The organism is Ruegeria sp. CDSC079, assembly GCF_059610505.1.
On the sequence record NZ_JBXWNT010000011.1, the window covers coordinates 129,247 to 150,857 of the forward strand.

Consider the following 21,611-nt stretch of genomic DNA (forward strand, 5'->3'; position numbering starts at 1 on the left):
TGTACCAATCAGGCAGATTTCCACGTGTCGGGCAGGGGTTGGCCGATCTCTTCGCTGAACGCCTCAAGAAACCGGATCATCCGTGCTACACGCGCCTGTGCCAATTCGCGCCCGGTGGGCGTCAGCATGTCTGCCGGCAGGCTCAACAGTTTGACCTTCCAGTGATCAATCGAGAATTGCTGATCATCCAGATCGCGGGCAGTGGCAAAAGCATCCTCGGGATCATACAAGTCGCGACCCAGAGCACCTGACACAGCGAAGTTGCGCGCAATACCGATGGCCCCCAGCGCATCCAGCCGATCTGCGTCGCGAAGGATGCGGGCCTCGGGCGTTTCAGGCAGTATCCCGGCCGAGAAACTATGCGCAGCGATGGCGTGTTGAGTGGCATCGATTTCAGGCTGAGAAAACCCCAATTTCGCTAAAATAGGCTCTGATTCAGCCGCAGATTGGCGTGAGGCGAGGTGACGATCAGGGTCATCTTTGGGCAAGTTGACCAGGTCATGAAGATAGCTTGCCGCAAGCAGAACCCGAATATCTGCTTGCGTGTCCGCGATGGCCTGTACATTGATCCAAACGCGATCCAGATGCGCCAGATCATGGGCAGGATCTGTTTTCATGCGCTGCGCGACGATGCCGCGCAGCCGGGTGCGCAGCTCAGCCGATATGGCCACGGTTCTCGCCGATCTGACCCCGGTGCAACAGCAGGTGGTCAAGGATTACGCAGGCCATCATCGCTTCGCCAACCGGAACCGCACGGATGCCGACGCAAGGGTCATGGCGGCCTTTGGTGATGATCTCGGTCTCTTCTCCGGACTTGGTGATCGTTTTGCGCGTGGTCAGAATCGACGAGGTCGGTTTGACCGCAAAGCGTACGACTATATCCTGCCCGGTCGAAATCCCGCCCAGTATGCCGCCTGCGTGGTTCGAGCTGTATTGCGGGCCGTTCTGCCCCATGAAGATTTCATCGGCATTGGCCTCGCCGGTCAGTTCAGCGGCGGCCATGCCTTCGCCGATCTCAACACCTTTGACAGCGTTGATCGACATCATCGCGGCGGCCAGATCAGTGTCTAACTTGGCATAAACTGGCGCACCAATCCCGGCAGGGACACCGCGCGCAACGACCTCAACCACTGCCCCGACTGAATTGCCGGACTTGCGTAACCCGTCCAGATAGGCGGCCCAATCTTCGGCGGCGGTCGCATCGGGCGTCCAGAAGGGGTTCTGTTCAATCTGCGACCAGTCGAAATTGGTGCGGTCGATTTTATGCGGGCCGATCTGGGTCATGTACCCGGTGATCTGCACATTCGGTGCGATCTGCTTGATGGCTTCGCGGGCCAAGCCCCCGGCGGCAACGCGCGAGGCGGTTTCGCGCGCCGAGCTGCGGCCACCACCACGATAATCGCGGATACCGTATTTTTGCCAATAGGTGATATCAGCATGGCCCGGGCGGAACTTTTCCATGATATCGCCGTAGTCTTTTGACCGCTGATCGGTGTTCTCGATCATCAGCTGGACCGGAGTTCCGGTCGTCTGCCCTTCGAACACGCCGGACAGGATTTTCACCTGATCGGGTTCGCGCCGCTGGGTGGTGTATTTATTCTGTCCTGGTTTGCGCTTGTCCAGCCAGTGCTGGATCACCTCTGCGTCGATGGTCACCCCCGGCGGGCAGCCATCAACAGTGGCACCCAAGGCGGGACCGTGGCTTTCACCCCAGGTGGTGACGCGGAAAAGATGGCCAAAGTTGTTCATCGACATAAGGCGTGCTCCTTCTGAGCATCGTGATTAGCGGGCAAGGCCCGTAGCCTCAAGCGGATTTGCGGTTGGGGCCCAGCACCCCAACCCTTTCCGGTCAGGCCGCCGAGGACAGCTGCGTCCGCATGGCGGTGATTTTCAACGCCGCCTGTGCCGCCTCGCGCCCCTTATCCACGAAATGCGCGCGGTAGATGGTATTGTGGTGGTCCGTCTCTTGATACTGGTGTGGCGTCAGCGAAACAGACAGAACCGGAACACCGGTATCCAGACCTGCGCGCATCAACCCGTCGACCACAGCTTGCGCCACGAAATCATGCCGGTAGATGCCGCCATCCACCACAAAGGCCGCGCAGGTCACAGCTGCATAGCGCCCAGTCTGGGCAAGATCGCGGGCCAGCAGGGGCATTTCGAATGCACCTGGAACGTCGAACACGTCCACTTGATCGGCGGGTATCAATTCCAGAAACCCGTCGAGTGCACGGTCGACAATATCGGCATGCCAGCTGGCCTTAACAAACGCATAGCGGGTGTGTGTCATCAAGATCTCCTTCCGGTTTGGTGGTCTGCTGGCGGTTGCGAAAACCGGTTCCCACTTTTCGCGGCCAGCACGACATGACACGTCACCCAAGGCGATCACGAGCAGGCGTGCGGGGTTACCGGCACACTGCACGTTCTCTTTCATCCGGACTGTAACCGTCGGCTCTGGCCTCTCACCAGATCTGCTGACACCCCGAAAAGGGGCCGCTCGCGGGCTTACGGGTCATCGCCCGCATACCGCCGGTGGGGAATTCCGCCCCGCCCTGAGAACGAGGCGCACCTTGCCAATAGGTGCGCGGTTCTGCAAGAGCTTTTGCAGGAGGACCGCCATGCACCCCAATCCCGCCTTCCGCGCCGAGGATCGTGACAGTCATATTGCTTTTGCGCGCGAGCGCGCATTTTGTGTTTTGGCTTTGTCAGCGGACCAGGGGCCTTTGCTTAGCCATGTGCCGTTTCTGTTGTCAGAAGATGGCGCAGAAGCCTCGCTGCATCTGGTGCGGTCCAATCCGATCGTCCGGGCATTGAATGAACCGCGCACGGTTCGAATCGCTGTATCGGGGCCTGACGGATATATCTCGCCCGACTGGTACGGGATTGAGGATCAGGTGCCCACTTGGAACTATGTGGCGGTGCACCTGACCGGAACGCTTTCGCTTCTTCCGCAGGACGCGTTGCGCGATTTACTCGATCGTCAGTCGGATTTTTATGAGCGCCGGTTGAACCCCAAGCCACCCTGGAGCGCCAGCAAGATGAGCGCGGAGGCTCTGGACAAGATGATGCGCATGATTGTGCCCTGCAAATTGCAGGTAGATGACATTCAGGGCACCTGGAAGCTGAACCAGAACAAGCCGGACGATGTCCGTCTAGCCGCCGCAGATCATGTGGCGGTAGACGGGTTCGGAAGCGAGACCACTCACCTCGCCGCGCTCATGCGGTCTAGGTGAGCGGACGGGCTGGTCAGTTGCTGAAGGTCGCCAGATAAGCGGCGACATCCTCAGCCCCTTTTTTCAGTTTGACGCTCATGTTCGGACGGGCGGTTTCGTCATCCAGATAGTCCCTCAGGAAAACAATCGGGTCCTGCGAATATTCGACGATGTTTTCCTGTGTCCAGACCAGCCCTTCCTGGCCTGCACGGATCATGTCATCGGTGTACATCCCGATTGGTAGGCGTTCGCTTCCGTTCAGGTAATCGGTTTCTGTTCCGGCCACCCGACCTACGACCCCATAGAGATTCGGCCCGGTGATGCCGCCTTTGACCAGAACTTTTCCATCTTTGATAATTGCATGGCACGAAGAGCACCGATTGTAGAGGCTTTCCCCCTTTGCCGGATCGCCGGCGGCGAAGGATTGCGATGAAAGAGTCAGGGCGAAGGTCAGAGTGGCTGTAAAAAGCTTTGGCATGGAAAAATCCCGCTAAGGTTGGTCCTGTTACAGGCCCTTCGGACATTCCAGCCAAATGTGCAATCGAATTGAGACTCATCTAGTGTGTTGAAAAATATCTATTTTTAACTCATTATTTTTACCAAGGTAGATTCAATCGAAGTGGATTTTTGCGTGGCAAAATCAGGTCAGAATTTTGCAGATTTTCGCCGATCAACAGTCTTCGGTTCTGTGTTGTGAGGGTGTTTTCGTTGCCTGGTTGCCATCCGAATCACTCCCTGTACCACCCGCGCGGCAGGGCAAACCTTCACGGGTAATCCGGCCCATCCCTTGAAAAAAACGCCTTTCGTTGTGACATGAATGCCAAGATGCGGCGTAGTGCGCGCCTATGACCGCTGGACGAACCGATTTCTCCCGGATAGATAGCCGCGATGAGACGCCGCTTTGATGCGGTGCTGATGCATGTTTGCCCGGTATTGCCGGGCGCCGGAATCGGAGAAAACCTCGTGTCCCACGCAGAAGACCACGAAGGCACCCGCAGAGATTTCCTCTACTACGTCGCTGGCGGCGCAGGTGTCGTTGCGACGGGTGCAGCCGTATGGCCCCTGATCAACCAAATGAACCCCTCGGCAGACGTTCAGGCCCTGTCCTCGATCCGCGTGGATGTGAGCGGTGTCGAGCCCGGAACCCAGCTGACCGTCAAATGGTTGGGCAAACCCGTGTTCATCCGTCACCGCACCGGTGTCGAAATCGACGAAGCGCAGAAGCAGGACGCCGATGGCGTGGATGCCCTGCCTGACCCGCTGGCCCGTAACTTCAATCTGAATGCTGATGCACCGGCCACGGATGCAAACCGCGTGATGCCGTCGCCGGAAGGCGAAGCCGCAGGTGCCTGGATCGTCCAGATGGGCGTCTGTACTCATCTCGGTTGTGTCCCGCTGGGCGATGCTGGTGACTTTGGCGGCTGGTTCTGCCCCTGCCACGGTTCGCATTACGATATGGCTGGCCGTATCCGCAAAGGTCCTGCACCTGAAAACCTGCCCGTTCCGCCCGCTGAGTGGACGGACGCCAGCACCATCAAACTCGGCTAAGGGAGACCCAGATGTCCGGAATTCCCCACGATCACTATGAGCCGAAGACAAGTGGCGAGAAGTGGCTGAACAGCCGCCTGCCCATCGTCGGCCTGATCTATGACACCCTGATGATCCCAACCCCCAAGAACCTGAACTGGTGGTGGATCTGGGGCATCGTCCTGGCGTTTTGCCTGGTCCTGCAAATTGTCACCGGTATCGTTCTGGTGATGCACTACACTCCGCATGTTGATCTGGCCTTTGCTAGCATCGAGCACATCATGCGCAACGTGAATGGCGGCTATATGCTGCGATATCTGCACATGAACGGCGCATCGCTGTTCTTTGTCGCGGTATACATCCACATCTTCCGCGGCCTGTTCTATGGCTCGTACAAAGCCCCGCGCGAGGTTACGTGGATCATTGGGATGCTGATCTATCTCTGTATGATGGGCACTGCCTTTATGGGCTATGTTCTGCCCTGGGGTCAGATGTCCTTCTGGGGTGCGACCGTGATCACCGGCCTGTTTGGTGCGATCCCGTTTGTGGGCGACGCGATCCAGACTTGGCTGCTGGGCGGACCGGCTGTGGACAACGCCACGCTGAACCGCTTCTTCTCGCTGCACTACCTGCTGCCCTTTGTAATTGCGGCGCTGGTCATCGTGCATGTCTGGGCTTTCCACACCACCGGCAACAACAACCCGACAGGTGTTGAGGTTCGCCGCGGTTCGAAAGCCGAGGCTGAGAAAGACACGCTGCCCTTCTGGCCTTACTTCGTGATCAAGGACCTGTTCGCACTGGCGGTCATCCTGGTTGTGTTCTGGGCGATTGTTGGTTTCATGCCGAACTATCTGGGCCACCCGGATAACTACATCGAAGCCAACCCGCTGGTAACACCGGCACATATCGTGCCCGAATGGTACTTCTTGCCGTTCTACGCGATCCTGCGTGCCTTTACCGGCGAGGTCTGGGTTGTTCAATTCGCCAGCTTCATCACCGGCGGCATCATTGACGCCAAGTTCTTTGGTGTTCTGGCGATGTTTGGTGCGATCCTGGCTATGGCTCTGGCGCCGTGGCTGGACACGTCGACCGTACGTTCGGGTAAATACCGGCCGATGTTCAAATGGTGGTTCTACCTGCTGATCGTCGACTTCTTTGCCCTGATGTGGCTGGGTGCGATGCCCGCAGAAGAGCCCTATGCGACCTTCTCGTTAATCGCATCGGCCTACTGGTTCGGCTATTTCTTCGTGATCCTGCCGGTTCTGGGTGTCATCGAAAAACCCGATGCACAGCCGGAAACCATCGAAGAAGACTTCAACGCGCATTATGGCAAGGCTGACGCCGATGCCACGCCGGCCGAGTAAGAAGAGGGACCGGAAACATGTTCAAGAAACTTGCAATCGGTGCCGCGTTTGCTATCGCACTCGCTCCTGTCGCGTCTAACGCGGCAGGCGGAGGCGAACAGCATATCGAGGACTTCCAATTCTCATTCGAAGGCCCGTTCGGAACCTGGGATCAACACCAGTTGCAGCGCGGCCTGCAGATTTACACCGAGGTTTGCGCGGCCTGTCACGGCCTGCGCTATGTGCCTCTGCGTGACCTCGAAGCGCTGGGCTATTCGGAAGACGAAGTCACCGCCTATGCGGCGGGCAACTTTGAAGTGTTCGACCCCGAGCTGGACGATTTCCGCCCGGCTAAACCCGTTGACCATTTCCCCGCCAATGATGGCGTTGGCGCACCCGACCTTAGCCTGATGGCCAAGGCGCGTGCCGGTTTCCACGGCCCTTACGGTCTGGGGATCAACCAGCTGGTCAACGGCATGGGCGGCCCGGAATACATCGCCTCGTTGCTGGATGGTTATACCGGCCACGAAAAGGAAGAAGCGGGAACGGTTCTGTACGAAAACACCGCCTTCCCCGGTGGTTGGATTTCGATGGCGCCCCCGCTGTCGGATGAGCAGGTCGAGTTTGCCGATGGCCACGCAAATGACGTCGAGCATATGTCGGAAGACGTTGCAGCCTTCCTGATGTGGACGGCTGAACCGAAGATGATGGAGCGTAAGTATTCGGGCTTTGTCGGTGTTGTCTTCCTGACGCTTCTGTCGGTGCTTCTGTATCTGGTCAACAAGCGTCTGTGGGCAGGCGTTAAAGGTAAGAAGAAACACTAAGCGCCTTTTCTGAAAAGTTAAAAACCCCCGCGCCACTGGCAGCGGGGGTTTTTTGTTGCATGCAGGTGGAAGGGGCGGATCAGGCGCTGAGCTGTGTTGCGGAGCGGCCGGTGATGGTGGCGGTCACGACATGCCCTTCGGATTGAGCGGTTTTGAACGTAACTTCGGTGAACTGCTCGGTCCGGCCCATATGCGGGTTTTCCATCAGGATGTGATGTATCTTGCCAACCTGGGCGGTCAGGTGCTTGGCAATCTGCACCTCGCCAGCGGCACGCAGACGGGCGGCGCGGGTTTTGATGACATTGCCGTTGACCTGCTGCGGAATGCGGGCAGCGGGTGTACCTTCGCGTTTGGAGTAGGGGAAGACATGCAGCCATGTCAGATCGCAATCGGCAACCAGCCTTAGCGAGTTTTCGAAATGGGCCTCGGTCTCGGTCGGGAAACCGGCGATGATGTCAGCGCCAAAGGTCATCTCGGGGCGCAGCTTGCGGGCCTCTTGGGTAAAGCGGATCGCATCGTCACGCAAATGGCGGCGTTTCATCCGCTTCAGGATCAGATCATCGCCATGCTGCAGCGACAGATGCAAGTGAGGCATCAGGCGGCGTTCTGTGGCAATGGCCTGCATCAGGTTTTCATCGACCTCGATCGAATCGATCGAGCTGATCCGCAGGCGCGGCAAATCCGGCACCAGTTTGAGGATGCGCATAACGAGATCACCCAGCTTTGGCTGGGCAGGCAGGTCAGCCCCCCATGAGGTCAGGTCAACACCGGTCAGAACGACCTCATTATAGCCCTTATCGACCAGACGTTTGATCTGGTCCACAACAACGCCCGCGGGGACGCTGCGCGAATTACCGCGGCCATATGGGATGATGCAGAAGGTACAGCGGTGGTCACAGCCATTCTGAACCTGTACATAGGCGCGGGAACGAGTGCCAAACCCGTCGATCAGGTGGCCAGCGGTTTCGGTAACCGACATGATGTCATCAACCTGGACGGCCTCGGTTTCACCAATGAAATCCGCCGCCATGCCTTTCCAGGTTTCGGGCTGCATCTTTTCCGTGTTGCCGATCACCGCGTCGACCTCTTCCATCAGGGAAAAGGTCTGCGGTTCTGTCTGCGCAGCGCAGCCGGTCACAATCAGCCGGGCATTCGGGTTTTCGCGGCGCAGTTTGCGGATTTCCTGCCGGGCCTTGCGCACGGCTTCGGCGGTCACGGCGCAGGTGTTCACCACCACCGCATCGGTCAGACCGGCCTGTTGCGACAGCTCTTTCATCGCCTCGGTCTCATAGGCGTTCAGGCGGCAGCCCAGCGTGGCGAATTTGGGCGGGTTCATCCCAGCGACCTCAGGAATTCCGGCGTCAGCATGCCTGAGAAGACATGGGCGGTAGGGCCGGTCATCCAGACGCCATCGTCGCGCCAATCAATCCAAATCGTGCCGCCGTCCAGCTCGATCTGAACCTTGCGTCCGGTCAGGCCGCGCCGGGCTGCGGCCACGGCCGTTGCGCAGGACGAAGAGCCAGAGGCCAGAGTGATGCCAACGCCCCGTTCCCACACCCGCATGCGGATATGATCCGGACCGATCAGCTGTGCCACTTGTACATTGGTCCGTTCTGGATAGAGCGGATGATATTCATACCGCGCGCCGAACTCTGCCAGCGGAATCGCCTCGGCATTGTCGACAAAGAAGGTGCAATGCGGGTTTCCCATGCCGGTGGCGGTTGGGGCGCCTTCGATCGGCAGTTCCAAGGTGTCCACGTCTTCGGTCAATGGAATCTCGTGCCAGTTCAGCTGCGGCAGTCCCATATTAACCGAAGTCAGCCCGTCCCCCGCATCGCTTGCATACAGCGTTCCCCGCTCGGTGGTCAGGGTCAGGGTCTGTTTGCCGGTTTCCTCCATTAGAAACCGCGCGATACAGCGGGTGGCATTGCCACAGGCGGCCGAGGTCGAGCCATCGGCGTTGTAGAACACCAGATGGGCATCTGACGCGCCATTTTCGATGACGGCGAGCTGATCAAAGCCGACCCCAAATTGCCGATGCCCAATGGCTTGGGCCAAGGCTGGTGTCACCCCGACCTCATGCGCGCGCGCATCCACAATGACAAAGTCATTGCCCAGCCCATGCATCTTCATAAAGGGCAATCCGGTGTTCTGAATTCCTTGCATGGCGGGCATATAACGTTGCTGCGGATGGGAATCCACCCTGTGGCGCAGATTCGTGAAAAAAGGGGTTGACCCCCTTGCGCCACCTGCCTAAGTAGGCCGCCTATCGGGACGCCGTTTCGAAAGAAACTACAGGCGTAACGAGGTGTGAAATAAGGTCTTGAACCCAGTCGGGAAAATGCCTTACAGAGCGCCACGGATCCAAAGGATCCAAACAAAAGAGTGGGCCGTTAGCTCAGTTGGTAGAGCAACTGACTTTTAATCAGTGGGTCGCAGGTTCGAATCCTGCACGGCTCACCACTTTTTACATAGCACCAAGGCGTTACGCAGGATCAGATTGAAGCGAACGTATAGCCACACCGCATGTGCGATGATCTGCCGAGGAGATCCGTGGCGATTGTAGCTGATCGGCGATGGCTTCTTCGATGTCACCTTCGTCCAATAGCGGGTGTGAGAAACCAAACGGCAAGTTGACGGGACAAAGCCCTTCGAAGTGCGGAAATCACTTTACGTTCAAGTGGTTGCGATTTCTGCTGACCTCTGAAATTAAATGGTGCCTCAAGAGGGACTCGAACCCCCGACCTTGTCCTTACGAAGGACCTGCTCTACCAGCTGAGCTATTGAGGCAAGCGAGGCTCGTTTAAACCCTCGTGCGGGTGCTTGCAAGCGGTGAAACCCCGGGTTTCATGACCTCAGAAGCACCTGTTTCCGCATTTTGTTATCACCGTTCATTGAGAGTCCGGCGCGCACTGGAAATCGGAACCGGGTTGACTGTAGTTATATATTTCCATATTTCATGAAATATGGATATTATAGCAACAGAACAACTGGCGACTTTGGGTCACCCGCAACGGCTTTCAGTGTTTCGCATGTTGATGCGACGCTTTCCTGACGCTGTCCCGGCCGGAGAGCTTGCCTTGGGGCTGGGGATCAAGCCCAACACATTATCGAACTATCTGAACGCGTTGCGACAGGCGGGGCTGGTCCGGCAGAATCGGTCTGGTACCTCTTTGCTCTACTCGATCGAGATGCAGAATGTGCAGCAGATGCTGGATTACTTACTGAACGACTGCTGCCGCGGACGCCCCGAAATCTGTATCCCGTCAGGCTGGGAAAGCGACAGATCAGCGGACCGAAAATATAACGTTCTTTTCCTGTGCGTTGGCAATTCCGCCCGTTCGATATTTGCTGAATCTATCCTTCGCGCGCTGGCGGGTGAGCGTTTCAACGCATATTCTGCGGGAACGCAGCCTTCATCCGGGCTCAACCCTATAGCGGTGCAGGTCCTTAAGGACAAAGGGCATGATGTTTCGGCTCTGCGCTCGAAACATATGTCAGAATTTGCCGCCTCTGACGTGCCCGAGATGGATTTTGTCTTTACCGTCTGCAATCAGGCCGCGAATGAGGAATGCCCGGCATGGGATGGCCAGCCGATCAGCGGTCACTGGGGCGTGGTCGACCCGGTCATGGCGACAGGCACGAAGGCTGAAAAAAGCCTGGCCTTCCAGAACGCCTATGGTTCGCTCAGGCGCAGGATCGAGGCCTTTACCTCGCTGCCGGTCGAAAGCCTCGACCGGATCGCGTTGCAATCTGCTGTCGACGATATTGCCAGAACATCTGACGAGGACATGACATGACAACCTACGCCGTGAATGGCCTTGGCCGGATGGGCAAGCTGGCCCTGAAACCACTATTGGAGAAAGGCGCAAAGATTGCCTGGATCAACGACGGGATCGGTGATCCAGAAATGCACGCGCATTTGCTGGAATTCGACACGGTTCATGGCCGCTGGGAAGCAGATTTTGACTATGACAAAGACAGCGTCACCATAGAGGGTATGCGCTTGCCGTTTGTCGGTACCCGCGACCTGAACGCGCTGCCACTGGACGGGGTCGACGTGGTGATTGACTGCACCGGCGCCTTCAAAACCGAGACCAAGCTGGCGCCATATTTTGATGCAGGCGTCAGGAAGGTTGTCGTCTCGGCACCGGTCAAGGATGGCCCGACCGCCAATATCGTGATGGGCGTGAACGAAGGTACATATGATCCGAGCGCGCATCACATCGTGACGGCTGCCTCTTGCACCACCAACTGCCTGGCGCCGGTGGTCAAGGTGATCCACGAAAATCTGGGCATTCGGCACGGGTCGATGACCACGATCCATGATGTGACGAATACGCAGACCATCGTGGACCGACCCGCCAAAGACCTGCGCCGCGCGCGCTCGGCCCTGAATTCGCTGATCCCAACCACCACCGGCTCGGCCACGGCAATCACCTTGATCTACCCCGAGCTGACAGGCCGGTTGAACGGCCACGCGGTCCGGGTGCCGCTGCTGAATGCCTCGCTGACCGATTGCGTGTTCGAAGTGGAGCGGGAAACAACCGTCGAAGAGGTCAACGCGTTTTTCAAAGAAGCCGCCGATGGTGATTTGAAGGGTATTCTGGGTTATGAGACCCGCCCTCTGGTGTCGACCGACTATACCAATGATCTGCGTTCTTCGATCATCGACGCCCCGTCGACGATGGTGGTGAACGGCACCCAGGTAAAGATCTACGCCTGGTATGACAATGAGATGGGATACGCGCACCGTCTGGTCGACGTCGCGCTCATGGTCGGAGCCGCGCTGTGACCCAGCGGCCCGAAGGTTTGTCGGCCTATATCGCGGTCACGGCAGCCTATTGGGCATTCATGCTGACCGACGGCGCGCTTCGTATGCTGGTGCTGCTGCATTTTCATACGATGGGCTTCTCGCCGGTCCAGCTGGCCTATCTGTTTGTTCTGTATGAAATTGCCGGTATCGGCACCAATCTGGCGGCGGGCTGGATTGCGGCTCGGTTCGGGTTGACCTCGACGCTCTATGCGGGGCTTGGCCTGCAGGTGGGGGCGTTGCTGTTGCTGACACAACTAGACCCTAATTGGGCCATTCCAGCTAAAGTGGCCTTTGTCATGATCGTTCAAGGTGCAAGCGGCGTGGCCAAGGATCTGGCCAAGATGTCTTCGAAATCCGCCGTGAAACTGCTGGCCCCGACCGAGGATGGCGGCCTGTTTCGCTGGGTTGCCCTGCTGACCGGGTCCAAGAACGCGGTCAAAGGGCTGGGCTTTTTGCTGGGCGCAGGTCTGCTGGCCACGTTTGGCTTTAACTGGGCGGTGCTGGCCATGGCTATGATGCTGGGCGTCATCCTGATCGCGGTCGTTCTATTCATGCCGCCGGGCCTGCCCAAAGGGCGTAAAGGCGCAAAATTCTCTGAGGTTTTTTCGAAATCCCCCAATATCAACTGGCTGTGCCTGTCCCGCATGTTTCTGTTTGGCGCGCGCGATGTGTGGTTTGTGGTCGGGATTCCGATCTATTTCTATGCGGTATTGTCCGACGGGTCCGAAACCGGGAACCGAGCGGCCTTTTTCATGATCGGGACATTCATGGCGGCCTGGATCATCCTATACGGCGCAGTTCAGGCCAGCGCCCCGAAGATCCTGCGCGCCTCTGACCGGTCCGAGCCCCAATTGATCCGCGCCGCACGCGATTGGGCCGTAACCCTGTTCTGCGTGCCTGCCGCCCTGACCGTCGCTGTGGCTTTGTCCTCGGGGCCCGCCACTTGGCTGACCATTACGCTGGTGATCGGCTTGCTGATCTTTGGAGTGATCTTTGCCGTGAACTCCTCGCTGCACTCCTATCTGATCCTGTCCTTTTCTCAGGCCGAGCGGGTCACGATGGATGTCGGTTTCTATTACATGGCCAACGCGGCCGGCCGATTGCTGGGCACAGTGCTGTCTGGCCTCACTTACCAGATCGGTGGTTTGGCAATGGTTCTGGGAACAGCCGCAACAATGGTCGCTCTGTCCGCGATGGCCTCGGACAGGATGCAGGACCGTTTGGCGGTGGGTTAGCATTCTCACCAAGCTTGCTCGCGAATGCGGCATGGACGTCATTATATTTGCGGATGAATTCTGTGACGGGACAAGTGGAATTAGCCCCTACATGTTACGCTATCCGGTAGAAACGCTTTGTTGGCGATGCCGCAGGGCATTTCAGCGGATCCAATTTGTTGTTTCAAAATCTCAGTGGCACACTCGGGAAGCGCGCAATGCCACGCGTTCGAAAGCTCACTGAAGCAAAAGACTATTTTGATTGGTACCCAAGCAATAAGGTTTGCAGTGGTTCGTGGCCGACCGCTCAGTCTTAACAATCCGATATCACTGCCCAGAGGCATTTGACCTGGAAAGCCACCACTCGAGTTGCATGAGGTCCGAGCATCAGCATTCCTTGGTCGGGTAGAAGTTAATGTCACACCACCGTGGCTATTCTGCAGCGTTCGGAACCGTCGCTTCTGCGTACATTCCCTTCACACGTTCCTTTGTTGGATCGAAATGCGGGAATGGCACGATCTTGGCTTTCAACCGCTTTTGTTGGCCGTCCAGCTGCCCGATTTCGATGTCCGCTCCAACGATGGCATGGGTAACCGAAATCCGACCCAAAGCGATGACCTTGCCGAGGATGGGTGATTTCATCGCGCTGGTAATCTCTCCGACCTGCGCTTTCCCAACGCGCACGCAGTCACCGGGTGAGGGGACCGTACCCCCTTCGATCTCAAATCCAACCAGTTTGCGGTGTGGGTGGACCTTGCGCTCCTCTATCGCCGCCCGCCCGATGAAGTCGTCGGTCTTTGATTTCAGCGGCACAGTAAAGCCGATGCCGGCCTCGAACGGATCGGTCTGATCGTCGAATTCTGACCCGGCAAAGATCAGACCGCCCTCGATCCGCAACATGTCCAATGCGGCCAGGCCCAGAGGCGCAATGCCATACCCTTGCCCCACCTCCCAGACACGATCAAAGATTTCGACGGCATCCTTGGGATGGCAGAAGATTTCATACCCAAGCTCTCCGGAATAGCCGGTCCGAGAAATTACAACAGAAGTCCCCTGCACATCACCAACCCGCGCGACCGAAAGCCGGAACCACGGCAGTTCGTCGATCGTTGGTTGCTGAGGCGGTGTCCAGAATATCTTGGAAAGTATGTCGCGGCTATGCCGCCCCTGAACTGCAATGTTGTGCAACTGGTCCGTAGAGTTGCGCACCCAGACATTCATATTGCGTTTGAGCGCCTGTTCCTGCAGCCACAACCCGCTGGTGTCATTCCCACCGATCCAGCGGAAGTTCGTCTCACCCAACCGGTAGACGGTGCCATCGTCGATCATACCGCCGTGCTCGTAGCACATGGCCGTATAAACGACCTGACCAACGCTCAGCTTTTTCATGTTGCGGGTCACGCAAAGCTGCATCAGTTCTTCGGCGTCAGGTCCCACGACTTCGTATTTGCGCAGCGGGCTGAGGTCCATGACAGCAACCTTGTCCCTGCAAGTCCAATATTCGGCAATCGCGCCATGATTGGTCATCGTGTTGGGCAGCCAATAGCCATTGTATTCGACGAAATCACGGGTGTGCCGTGCAAAGCAGTCGTGAAATGCTGTTTTCTTAGTTTCTTCCACATCCGCCTCCGCAGATTTTCTATAGCCATAGGACCGCTTGAAATCCTCGGTCGCCTTATAGGTTCGCACTTGAATGTCTGTTGGATTCCAGCCATTTGCCGGGTCGATATCGCAGGGACAGCCGGTGCTGACGCAAACCAGATCGGTCAGGGCGCGCAGCAGGACGAAGTCACCGGGTCGCGACCACGGATCGTCCATCCCAATGGCGTTGGTGTCATCCAGCATCGTGTTGAAAAAGAAGTTGATCGCTGGCCAGCCACCGCGCGGCTTGATGCCATATTGGTCCAGATCCTTGTTGATATTGTCCGAACAATTCACATGGCCGGGATAGCCAAGGTCTTCGTAATATCGCGCCGTACAGGCCAGACCGAACGTGTCATGGCGCCCACAGGTATCTTGAACGATTTCGATCAGAGGCTCTTGATCTACTGACCAGTACTTTGAGAAAATCCCGGGTTGAGGATACAAGCTGCCCATCAGGCTGCGTGTTGTTGTCGGGTCGATTTCACGCTCGATCCCCTGATCCAGTGCGCGGCGGCTGAAGGCCTGAAAATCGGAACACTCTCGGCCACGAATATCGACGATCTGGATGAATTCACCGGCCTTCACTTCATATGAGTGCGCATTTCCCGGCTGAATATTGAAATCCTTAAGCGGATCGGCCAGCGGATCGGGTGGTCCGATATCGGGCTTTTCCAAACCGGGTGCAGAGCGCTGAATGTACAGGATGATATCTGTGGGAGGGTTGTTATCTTCGGGACGCATTGCCTTGCCGGGTGCAGCCACGATCAGAAGGCCATCACGTTCAGCGACGAAATGCACCATGTCACCGGGGCGCGACCCGTCGGTAAACGCCCGGATCGCGTCACCTTTTCCGATGTCAAATCCAGCAACTTCCAAAGCGCGCAGCACTTTCTTGCCAGACGGCGATCCATTTGCCAGCGTCGTAATCAAACCATCCGGACGTCCATGTCCCTGCGCGCCAAGCATGGCCGCATCAGAACTCCGGTCAGGGGCAAAGAAGACCATCTCGGCCTGTTGCATCCCGTCGCGGTCCAACAAGGTTATCGTATCACCTTTGGAAACCGGAACAGCGCGCGACCCCATTCCGGGGACCGGGTGGCGTTCCGTTCCATGTGGCAGGATCGGAAGGCCGGGGGCCAGAACTCCGCTGCGTTCGAACGGAACTTCGAAGGCCGGCTTCACATTCATAGTGTGTTTTCCTGAATGGCTTCGGTTGCACCGCGATGGGTGACCACCAAGAGGCATCCCGCCTCGGTTCGCGAATAGTGGCTGAACCCGGCAGCAAGGCTGACAAAATCGCCGCTGCGATATCGAAACCCGTCGTGGTCGGTCAGATCGCCCTCAAGCACAAAGAACTCTTCCGGCCCGTAATGGACATGAGGGTTCGAACGTGTGCCTGGCGCCATCTTCATCAGATAGCTGCCTTGTCCGGTTTCTTCATCGAAACTGATATTCTTCCACCAGACCTGCGCATCGGGCAGGCCGTCCATCCGCATCCGGACAAATCCGGGGTCATCGAAGCGGATAACGGTGCGTGCGCTCTGTTGTTGTGCCATCTTAGTCGAGCCCCAACCGCTTTTTGCGCTGATCAGCCCAGCTGCTGATCGCCATGTCGAAGGTAAGCGCCATCAGCGAGACATTCATGCCGAGCACAAAGTTCTTGCCCAGTTCAGTACCTGCCAGAGTTCGTTGAAGTTCCTGCCCCAGATCCTGCGTTCCAATGAAGGCCGCGATAATGACCATGAAGAAGGCGAACATGATGGCTTGATTAAACCCGACCGCCATAGTTGGCAGCGCCAGAGGGAACTGAACCGACATAAGTTTTTGCCGGCGGGTCGAGCCGGACATATCTGCTGCCTCGGTCATTTCCGGCGGCACGTTGCTGAGGCCAATAATGGTGTACCGGATCAGCGGGACGGCGGCGAAGATCAGAATCGAGAACACAACCGCGACATCATTGACCCCGAACAACATGATCGCAGGGATCAAGTAAATAAAGCTGGGGAAGGTTTGCGCAGTGTCGCAAGCCAGCAAAATGCTCTTGGACCAACGCGCGGACCGCGCAGCGACAACGCCCAGGGGGATACCGATCATGGTTGCCAGCGCAACGGCCGAGATCACGGTATACAAAGTAATAACCGACCGATCCCACCAGCCCGAGAACGCGACAATCGTAAAGAAGACTGCTGCGTAGATGCCGGGCTTTCGGCCACCAACCCAATAAGCAAAGGAAACAACCAGCAGGATGAACGCGGGAGTTGGAATGGCGAGTAGCGTATTCCGGAATGGAATCAGCACCTTGACGTTCAGAAACCAGCGCAACCATTCAGTTGTCCCTTTGATCATGTCGATGGCCAGGAACGACTTGATAACCACGTCGATTTCCTTGCCCTGGCTTAGATGCTGCTTGCGGCCAATTTCGGCCAGGATCGGGAAGACCTGAGACAGCAGAGTGAACCCAACAAACAGACCCAGTGCGACCAGCGAAATCTGGTGGCGCTTCCACCATGGGGTGCCGCGTTCGAAGTGCACTGGCTGTTTGACGACCCAGGCCTTTGACATCCGATCCAACGTGACAGCCAGAAGGACGATGGTTACGCCAATCTCGAAAGAACGGCCCAGCTTGAAACTACCCATCATCGCCAGCAGTTTCGCGCCAAGACCGGGCATTCCGATAAAGGCGGTCAGAACAACCATCGCAAGACACAACATGATCACCTGATTGACGCCGACCAGAACCTCGGTCCGCGCGGCTGGAACGTAGACGTGGCGCAACATCTGCCATTTGGTACATCCAGACATCTGGCCTGCTTCGATCACTTCGGGGCTGACTTTTTTCAAGCCCAGAGTGGTCATCAGGATCATCGGTGGGATGGCAAAAGTAATTGTTGCGACGGCCCCAGCTGTCGGTCCGACCTTAAAAAAGATCACTGCTGGCAAGAGATACGTAAAGAAGGGCAGGGTTTGCAGCACGGACAGCATGGGTTTCAGCATCCGCTCGAACCAGCGGTATTTCCAGGCGGCGATGCCCAGTATCAAGCCCAAAAGAAACGCCAGCGGTGCGGCAACCACGATGACAGACATCGTCTGCATGGCGATCTTCCACTGCCCGATCGCGGCCGTCCAGATGAAGGTTCCCGCGCCTAATGCGGCCAGACGCCAACCACCTACGGCGTAGCCGACGACGGCTGCCACTGCGGCGATTGCGGACCATGGGATCGGGCCTAGATTGGGCCAACGGCGCTTGCCTTCCAGAAGGTTCGCTGACGTATCCAGCAAGAACTCAAGCGGACCTTCGGCGATAAATCGTGTGACATAGATCAGGCCAAGATCATTTTGGATAAAGTAGAAGACTGCATCCAGAACCTGCGCCGTCGGCGGAATCGCGGCTTCGGGGATGCGGTTTAGCCATTCGGGCAGAACTCCGACGGCTTTGGCAACGATCAGCACGAAGGCGGCGGCCAGCAGTGTAGTCAGGACTCTGGTTTTTCCCCACGTCCCGTCTGAAGTGTCCGGTACTTCGGTGGACAGCGCCGCCATCATTCAGCTCCAAGCAGAACATTCAATGCGGCGTCACGTTCCAGAACACCGGTGACAACGCCTTTGTCATCCGCCACCGGCAAAAGAATGCGGTTGTCGTTGACAAGAACCCGCGCCAGTTCGTGAATGGTTGATCCACCATTGATTGGTGCGCCCTCCAAGGCATGACCGTTCACAGGTTTTGCTAGGCCTTTGGCATGTACGACCCGGGCCTTGTCGACATCTTCGGTAAACTTGGCCACATACTCGGTGGCAGGGTTCATCACAATCTTGTCGGGGGTGTCACATTGTTCGACCGCGCCGTTGCGCATGATTGCAATCCGGTCTGCCAGACGTAGCGCTTCGTCAAAATCATGCGTGATGAAAACGATGGTTTTGCCCAGCATCTCTTGCAATCGCAGGAATTCATCCTGCATTTCGCGGCGGATCAGTGGATCAAGCGCCGAGAATGGCTCGTCCAGAAACCAGATATCGGGTTCAATGGCGAGCGACCGGGCGATTCCCACTCTTTGCTGTTGGCCGCCGCTCAATTCCCGTGGGAAGTATTCTTCCCGACCTTCAAGGCCCACCAACTTGATGACTTCCAGCGCGCGCTCGCGCCGATCATGACGATCTTGTCCGCGCATTTCCAACGGAAAGGCCACGTTGTCCAAAACCGTGCGATGTGGCAGCAGTCCGAAAGACTGAAACACCATGCCCATCTTGTTTCGGCGCAATTCAATCAGATCGCGCTCGCTCAGGCTCATGATGTCCTGACCTTCAACCTCAATCGTTCCGCCTGTAATGTCGTGCAGGCGAGAAAAGCAACGTACCAGCGTCGACTTGCCTGACCCTGACAAACCCATGATGACCAGCATTTCGCCACGGCCAACCTCAATCGAGACATCCTTGACACCGGCGATATACCCATCTGCACGGATTTCATTAAAACCGCGGCCAGCGGGCATGGACTTCAGGTAGCTCTCTGGCGAGGGCCCAAACAGTTTCCATACATTTTTGGCTGAGATGACAGGCGCTGTGGCGGACATGGCTGCCTAACTTTCTTGTTGAGCGCGGCCTTGCATCGATCAGATGGTCAAGGCCGCGCCAGTTTCGGTGGATGTAGCCGGGATTATGAGCTGCAGGAACTGATCCAAGGATCGACGACAGCGCGGTTGGCGTCCAGCCATTCTTCGGCGGCTTCTTCCGGTTCAAGCTCATCAGTGTCGACCAGCTTCGCCATCTCGGCAATCTGCGGATTGGTGAAAGAAATCTCTGTCAGGGCGCAATACGCGGCCGGCCATTTGTCTTTCATACCATCCCAGGCTGCCTTTTTCAGGTAACCTTTGGCGGGGTTGCCGCAATCATACAACGCATTCGGGTTAGGACCCTTGGCTGGGTCTTTGTCGCATCCGTCTTCCCATGCTGGGAACTCAACGAACTCACCAGGCCAGACGGCTTCGGCAAAGTTTGGCGTCCAGTTAAAAACTAGCACCGGCGTTTTGTCGGCCTCAGCCGCGCCAATCTCGGCCCAAAGGGCTGCGGCTGAACCGGCATTGATCACGGTAAAGTTCAGATCAAGTGCTTCGGCGCGTTCTTTACCATGCTTCAACCAGTCAACTGGACCATCCAGATACCGACCCTTGTCGCCGGTTTCGGCTGTCGCGAACAGGTGTGCGCAGTCGTTCAATGCATTCCAATCTGGCAGGCCCGGGCAGGATTCCTTGGTCCACATGGGATACCACCAATCCTCACGTGTAACCGCGTCATGATCACCTGCGTCATGCAGGCCACCTTTTTCCAATGCCGCCCTGTAGGACGCGCCAAACGCGCCTTCCCAGACTTCCATCTCCAACGCCACATCGCCCAGGCGCACCGATTCATAGACCGCCTGGCTGTCGGTGGTGACGTATTCGACATTGTTGCCCATCTCTTCAAAGATCAGGCCGACAACGTTCGACATCACGATCTGGCTGGACCAATTGTGAATTGGGATCACGATCGGGTCGCTGCTGTCTTCTGCAGTCGCCCCTGTTCCCGCTACTGCTGCCAAAGTTGCAGCAGAAAGGAGGTTTGTAAGTTTCATGTTTGCTCCCTGAGTGATGTTCATTTTTAGGTTGTGGACTCTTCCGGCCCCGAATTTGTGCATTCTGCGCAGAATCGCCCCAGACGCAGAACAGAAATTTGAGGGTCTTTGACCATAAATTCTTGAGGCTAACACGACTTTTTGCTATCTTAACAATTAGTTGCCTGATCGATTGCCAGCAGATGAGGCTAAATGTTTTTCGATCGCTATAACGTCCAGTTCGGGAATCCGCTCTGAAATGCCAAAGAAAACTTCAGTCACAGGGAAAGTCCTTCCACCGCTCGACTATTTGTTGGCGTTTGAAGCTGCCGCAAAGGCGCAGAGCTTTGCGCAGGCCAGTAAGGTTCTGAACATCTCTGAAACGGCGATCAGCCGCAAAGTGCGGTTGCTAGAGCAACACTATGATGTGCCGTTGTTTGTGCGAGGGCACCGTTCTGTTTCGCTTACCCAACAAGGGGCCATCCTGCTGGCAACAGTGGAGAAGTCGCTGGACCTGATGCGGGATGTCAGCCGGGATATGCTGGCCAAACATCAGGCCAACACGGTATCGATCTCCGCCACCAACTCTGTTGCTTCTCTTTGGCTGATGCCGCAACTTCGCAAGTTCAACAAATCAAATGACCGCATCCGTATTTCGCTGGTCTCTTCTGACAGCGACGCAGAGTGCCTGTCGGATTCGATGGACTTGACGATCCTGCGTGGAGATGGCGATTGGCCGGGATACGAGGCACAGCTTTTGTTCGGAGAAACCGTATTTCCGGTCTGCAGCCCAGAGTATCTCAAGAGCAACCCCAAAGCGGCAGATATATCTGCGCTGCCGGAACTGGACCTTATTGAAGTGGCCAGTGGCCATGCAGAGTGGATGACATGGCGCACTTGGTTCAGTGGCAATGGGGTATCGACGTCCTCGATGGAACAGGCAGTGGAGTTCAATACCTATCCATTGTCAGTGCAAGCAGCTGTCGATGGGCTGGGAATTGCATTGGGTTGGGCCCATCTTGTTGATCCTTTGCTTGAAAGCGGCACTTTGGTCAGACCGGTTCTTGGCACATCAGTGCGAACACAGTCCGGATACTACCTGTTAAAAAGGCCTCTTAACAAAGCTTTCCCAGAGCAGCGCATCGTTGAAGATTGGTTGCTTGGTCTCAGCGCGGGTCGGAAAAGATACGCCTGATCGCTGTGGCCAGCCTCTGTTTCCTAATGATGAATCGAGTAGCACTTTCAGGGAGTGTTAAACTCGTATATTGACCCTAGGGAATAAATATTTACTTTAAAGAAAAATATATGCGAATCTGGCTCGGCTCTTTGCCGTTCTGGTTGGAATACTATTGGCCTATTTTATGCAGGGAGACCGAAACCCAATGAGCTATAAATCTGACATCGAAATTGCGCGTGAGGCGAAGAAGAAGCCGATTCAGGAGATTGG

General features: G+C 56.7%; 19 protein-coding genes, 2 tRNA genes, 1 pseudogene and 1 riboswitch. Of the genes and pseudogenes, 9 read left to right on the forward strand and 13 right to left on the reverse strand.

What is annotated here, in order from left to right:
* Positions 1–8: 8 nt before the first annotated feature.
* From AC2FIC_RS18660 to AC2FIC_RS18670, 3 genes are all read right to left on the reverse strand, one after another.
* Positions 9–671, reverse strand: coding sequence for an HD domain-containing protein (locus tag AC2FIC_RS18660; protein ID WP_496692650.1), 663 nt, complete (start codon positions 669–671; stop codon positions 9–11).
* Positions 655–1,755 (reverse strand): chorismate synthase, encoded by a 1,101-nt coding sequence (aroC, locus tag AC2FIC_RS18665; RefSeq protein ID WP_496692651.1) that lies wholly within the window; start codon positions 1,753–1,755, stop codon positions 655–657. The genes AC2FIC_RS18660 and aroC overlap by 17 nt, the downstream gene beginning before the upstream one ends.
* Before the next feature lie 94 nt (positions 1,756–1,849).
* Complete coding sequence (locus AC2FIC_RS18670) at positions 1,850–2,290, reverse strand: 6,7-dimethyl-8-ribityllumazine synthase (RefSeq protein WP_142640236.1); 441 nt, start codon at positions 2,288–2,290, stop codon at positions 1,850–1,852.
* A 128-nt stretch (positions 2,291–2,418) separates the two neighbouring features.
* Positions 2,419–2,564: riboswitch (FMN riboswitch) on the reverse strand.
* Between the two features lie 54 nt (positions 2,565–2,618).
* Here AC2FIC_RS18670 and AC2FIC_RS18675 point away from each other — a divergent pair.
* Positions 2,619–3,233, forward strand: a complete 615-nt coding sequence (locus AC2FIC_RS18675; RefSeq protein WP_496692652.1) for an FMN-binding negative transcriptional regulator — start codon at positions 2,619–2,621, stop codon at positions 3,231–3,233.
* A gap of 13 nt (positions 3,234–3,246) precedes the next feature.
* On the opposite strand, the gene AC2FIC_RS18680 is transcribed toward AC2FIC_RS18675, so the two are convergent.
* Positions 3,247–3,690 carry a c-type cytochrome gene (locus AC2FIC_RS18680; RefSeq protein ID WP_496692653.1) on the reverse strand — a complete coding sequence of 148 codons (444 nt, stop codon included), beginning with the start codon at positions 3,688–3,690 and terminating at the stop codon, positions 3,247–3,249.
* A gap of 485 nt (positions 3,691–4,175) precedes the next feature.
* Here AC2FIC_RS18680 and petA point away from each other — a divergent pair, with 485 nt between their 5' ends.
* The 3 genes from petA to AC2FIC_RS18695 are packed head-to-tail and all read left to right on the forward strand — an operon-like array spanning position 4,176 to position 6,906.
* The gene (petA, locus tag AC2FIC_RS18685) at positions 4,176–4,760 is read left to right on the forward strand and encodes a ubiquinol-cytochrome c reductase iron-sulfur subunit (RefSeq protein ID WP_142640296.1); all 585 of its coding nucleotides are present in this window, start codon (positions 4,176–4,178) and stop codon (positions 4,758–4,760) included.
* An 11-nt stretch (positions 4,761–4,771) separates the two neighbouring features.
* Positions 4,772–6,103 (forward strand): cytochrome b, encoded by a 1,332-nt coding sequence (gene petB / locus AC2FIC_RS18690; protein ID WP_142640230.1) that lies wholly within the window; start codon positions 4,772–4,774, stop codon positions 6,101–6,103.
* A 17-nt stretch (positions 6,104–6,120) separates the two neighbouring features.
* Positions 6,121–6,906: a cytochrome c1 gene (locus AC2FIC_RS18695; protein WP_142640228.1), complete on the forward strand. Its 786-nt coding sequence runs from the start codon at positions 6,121–6,123 to the stop codon at positions 6,904–6,906.
* Between the two features lie 79 nt (positions 6,907–6,985).
* Here AC2FIC_RS18695 and mtaB read toward each other — a convergent pair whose 3' ends face one another.
* The gene (gene mtaB / locus AC2FIC_RS18700) at positions 6,986–8,242 is read right to left on the reverse strand and encodes a tRNA (N(6)-L-threonylcarbamoyladenosine(37)-C(2))-methylthiotransferase MtaB (protein WP_496692654.1); all 1,257 of its coding nucleotides are present in this window, start codon (positions 8,240–8,242) and stop codon (positions 6,986–6,988) included.
* Positions 8,239–9,081 (reverse strand): diaminopimelate epimerase, encoded by an 843-nt coding sequence (gene dapF / locus AC2FIC_RS18705; protein ID WP_496692655.1) that lies wholly within the window; start codon positions 9,079–9,081, stop codon positions 8,239–8,241. The genes mtaB and dapF overlap by 4 nt, the downstream gene beginning before the upstream one ends.
* 212 nt (positions 9,082–9,293) lie before the next feature.
* On the opposite strand from dapF, the gene AC2FIC_RS18710 reads away from it, so the two are divergent.
* Positions 9,294–9,369: transfer RNA gene (locus AC2FIC_RS18710), tRNA-Lys, on the forward strand.
* A gap of 24 nt (positions 9,370–9,393) precedes the next feature.
* Here the strand turns inward: AC2FIC_RS18710 and AC2FIC_RS18715 are convergent.
* Positions 9,394–9,477 (reverse strand): annotated as a pseudogene (locus AC2FIC_RS18715) (IS6 family transposase); the annotation flags it as partial.
* Positions 9,478–9,620: 143 nt separating this feature from the next.
* Positions 9,621–9,696 (reverse strand) — tRNA-Thr (locus AC2FIC_RS18720).
* 176 nt (positions 9,697–9,872) lie between these two features.
* On the opposite strand from AC2FIC_RS18720, the gene AC2FIC_RS18725 reads away from it, so the two are divergent.
* Genes AC2FIC_RS18725 through arsJ form a run of 3 tightly spaced genes read left to right on the forward strand, consistent with a single transcriptional unit; the run spans position 9,873 to position 12,957 of the window.
* Positions 9,873–10,706: an arsenate reductase/protein-tyrosine-phosphatase family protein gene (locus AC2FIC_RS18725; RefSeq protein ID WP_281973705.1), complete on the forward strand. Its 834-nt coding sequence runs from the start codon at positions 9,873–9,875 to the stop codon at positions 10,704–10,706.
* Positions 10,703–11,701 (forward strand): ArsJ-associated glyceraldehyde-3-phosphate dehydrogenase, encoded by a 999-nt coding sequence (locus tag AC2FIC_RS18730; RefSeq protein WP_496692656.1) that lies wholly within the window; start codon positions 10,703–10,705, stop codon positions 11,699–11,701. The genes AC2FIC_RS18725 and AC2FIC_RS18730 overlap by 4 nt, the downstream gene beginning before the upstream one ends.
* On the forward strand, positions 11,698–12,957 hold the full coding sequence (arsJ, locus tag AC2FIC_RS18735; RefSeq protein ID WP_496692657.1) for an organoarsenical effux MFS transporter ArsJ: 1,260 nt from the start codon (positions 11,698–11,700) through the stop codon (positions 12,955–12,957). Before AC2FIC_RS18730 ends, arsJ begins: the two co-directional genes overlap by 4 nt.
* Positions 12,958–13,368: 411 nt before the next feature.
* Here the strand turns inward: arsJ and AC2FIC_RS18740 are convergent, their stop codons facing one another.
* From AC2FIC_RS18740 to AC2FIC_RS18760, 5 genes are all read right to left on the reverse strand, one after another.
* Positions 13,369–15,768, reverse strand: coding sequence for a trimethylamine N-oxide demethylase (locus AC2FIC_RS18740; RefSeq protein WP_496692658.1), 2,400 nt, complete (start codon positions 15,766–15,768; stop codon positions 13,369–13,371).
* Positions 15,765–16,136 (reverse strand): cupin domain-containing protein, encoded by a 372-nt coding sequence (locus AC2FIC_RS18745; protein WP_142640214.1) that lies wholly within the window; start codon positions 16,134–16,136, stop codon positions 15,765–15,767. The genes AC2FIC_RS18740 and AC2FIC_RS18745 overlap by 4 nt, the downstream gene beginning before the upstream one ends.
* Position 16,137: 1 nt before the next feature.
* Positions 16,138–18,120, reverse strand: coding sequence for an ABC transporter permease (locus AC2FIC_RS18750; RefSeq protein WP_271951749.1), 1,983 nt, complete (start codon positions 18,118–18,120; stop codon positions 16,138–16,140).
* On the reverse strand, positions 18,120–19,148 hold the full coding sequence (locus AC2FIC_RS18755; RefSeq protein ID WP_496692659.1) for a quaternary amine ABC transporter ATP-binding protein: 1,029 nt from the start codon (positions 19,146–19,148) through the stop codon (positions 18,120–18,122). The genes AC2FIC_RS18750 and AC2FIC_RS18755 overlap by 1 nt, the downstream gene beginning before the upstream one ends.
* A gap of 83 nt (positions 19,149–19,231) precedes the next feature.
* Positions 19,232–20,185, reverse strand: a complete 954-nt coding sequence (locus AC2FIC_RS18760; RefSeq protein ID WP_271951752.1) for an ABC transporter substrate-binding protein — start codon at positions 20,183–20,185, stop codon at positions 19,232–19,234.
* Positions 20,186–20,423: 238 nt separating this feature from the next.
* Between AC2FIC_RS18760 and AC2FIC_RS18765 the strand changes: the two genes are divergently transcribed.
* Entirely contained in the window at positions 20,424–21,359 is a 936-nt protein-coding gene (locus AC2FIC_RS18765) for a LysR substrate-binding domain-containing protein (RefSeq protein WP_496692660.1), read from the forward strand.
* Positions 21,360–21,611 lie beyond the last annotated feature (252 nt).

What these genes read in the sequence shown, in the direction of transcription:
- AC2FIC_RS18670 (WP_142640236.1), bottom strand. Translation starts at nt 2,290, where the DNA reads ATGACACACACCCGCTATGCGTTTGTTAAGGCCAGCTGGCATGCCGAT.
- AC2FIC_RS18740 (WP_496692658.1), bottom strand. Translation starts at nt 15,768, where the DNA reads ATGAATGTGAAGCCGGCCTTCGAAGTTCCGTTCGAACGCAGCGGAGTT.
- petB (WP_142640230.1), top strand. Translation starts at nt 4,772, where the DNA reads ATGTCCGGAATTCCCCACGATCACTATGAGCCGAAGACAAGTGGCGAG.
- AC2FIC_RS18745 (WP_142640214.1), bottom strand. Translation starts at nt 16,136, where the DNA reads ATGGCACAACAACAGAGCGCACGCACCGTTATCCGCTTCGATGACCCC.
- mtaB (WP_496692654.1), bottom strand. Translation starts at nt 8,242, where the DNA reads ATGAACCCGCCCAAATTCGCCACGCTGGGCTGCCGCCTGAACGCCTAT.
- AC2FIC_RS18730 (WP_496692656.1), top strand. Translation starts at nt 10,703, where the DNA reads ATGACAACCTACGCCGTGAATGGCCTTGGCCGGATGGGCAAGCTGGCC.
- AC2FIC_RS18680 (WP_496692653.1), bottom strand. Translation starts at nt 3,690, where the DNA reads ATGCCAAAGCTTTTTACAGCCACTCTGACCTTCGCCCTGACTCTTTCA.
- AC2FIC_RS18695 (WP_142640228.1), top strand. Translation starts at nt 6,121, where the DNA reads ATGTTCAAGAAACTTGCAATCGGTGCCGCGTTTGCTATCGCACTCGCT.
- AC2FIC_RS18675 (WP_496692652.1), top strand. Translation starts at nt 2,619, where the DNA reads ATGCACCCCAATCCCGCCTTCCGCGCCGAGGATCGTGACAGTCATATT.
- AC2FIC_RS18750 (WP_271951749.1), bottom strand. Translation starts at nt 18,120, where the DNA reads ATGGCGGCGCTGTCCACCGAAGTACCGGACACTTCAGACGGGACGTGG.
- dapF (WP_496692655.1), bottom strand. Translation starts at nt 9,081, where the DNA reads ATGCCCGCCATGCAAGGAATTCAGAACACCGGATTGCCCTTTATGAAG.
- AC2FIC_RS18760 (WP_271951752.1), bottom strand. Translation starts at nt 20,185, where the DNA reads ATGAAACTTACAAACCTCCTTTCTGCTGCAACTTTGGCAGCAGTAGCG.
- AC2FIC_RS18725 (WP_281973705.1), top strand. Translation starts at nt 9,873, where the DNA reads ATGGATATTATAGCAACAGAACAACTGGCGACTTTGGGTCACCCGCAA.
- AC2FIC_RS18755 (WP_496692659.1), bottom strand. Translation starts at nt 19,148, where the DNA reads ATGTCCGCCACAGCGCCTGTCATCTCAGCCAAAAATGTATGGAAACTG.
- aroC (WP_496692651.1), bottom strand. Translation starts at nt 1,755, where the DNA reads ATGTCGATGAACAACTTTGGCCATCTTTTCCGCGTCACCACCTGGGGT.
- AC2FIC_RS18765 (WP_496692660.1), top strand. Translation starts at nt 20,424, where the DNA reads ATGCCAAAGAAAACTTCAGTCACAGGGAAAGTCCTTCCACCGCTCGAC.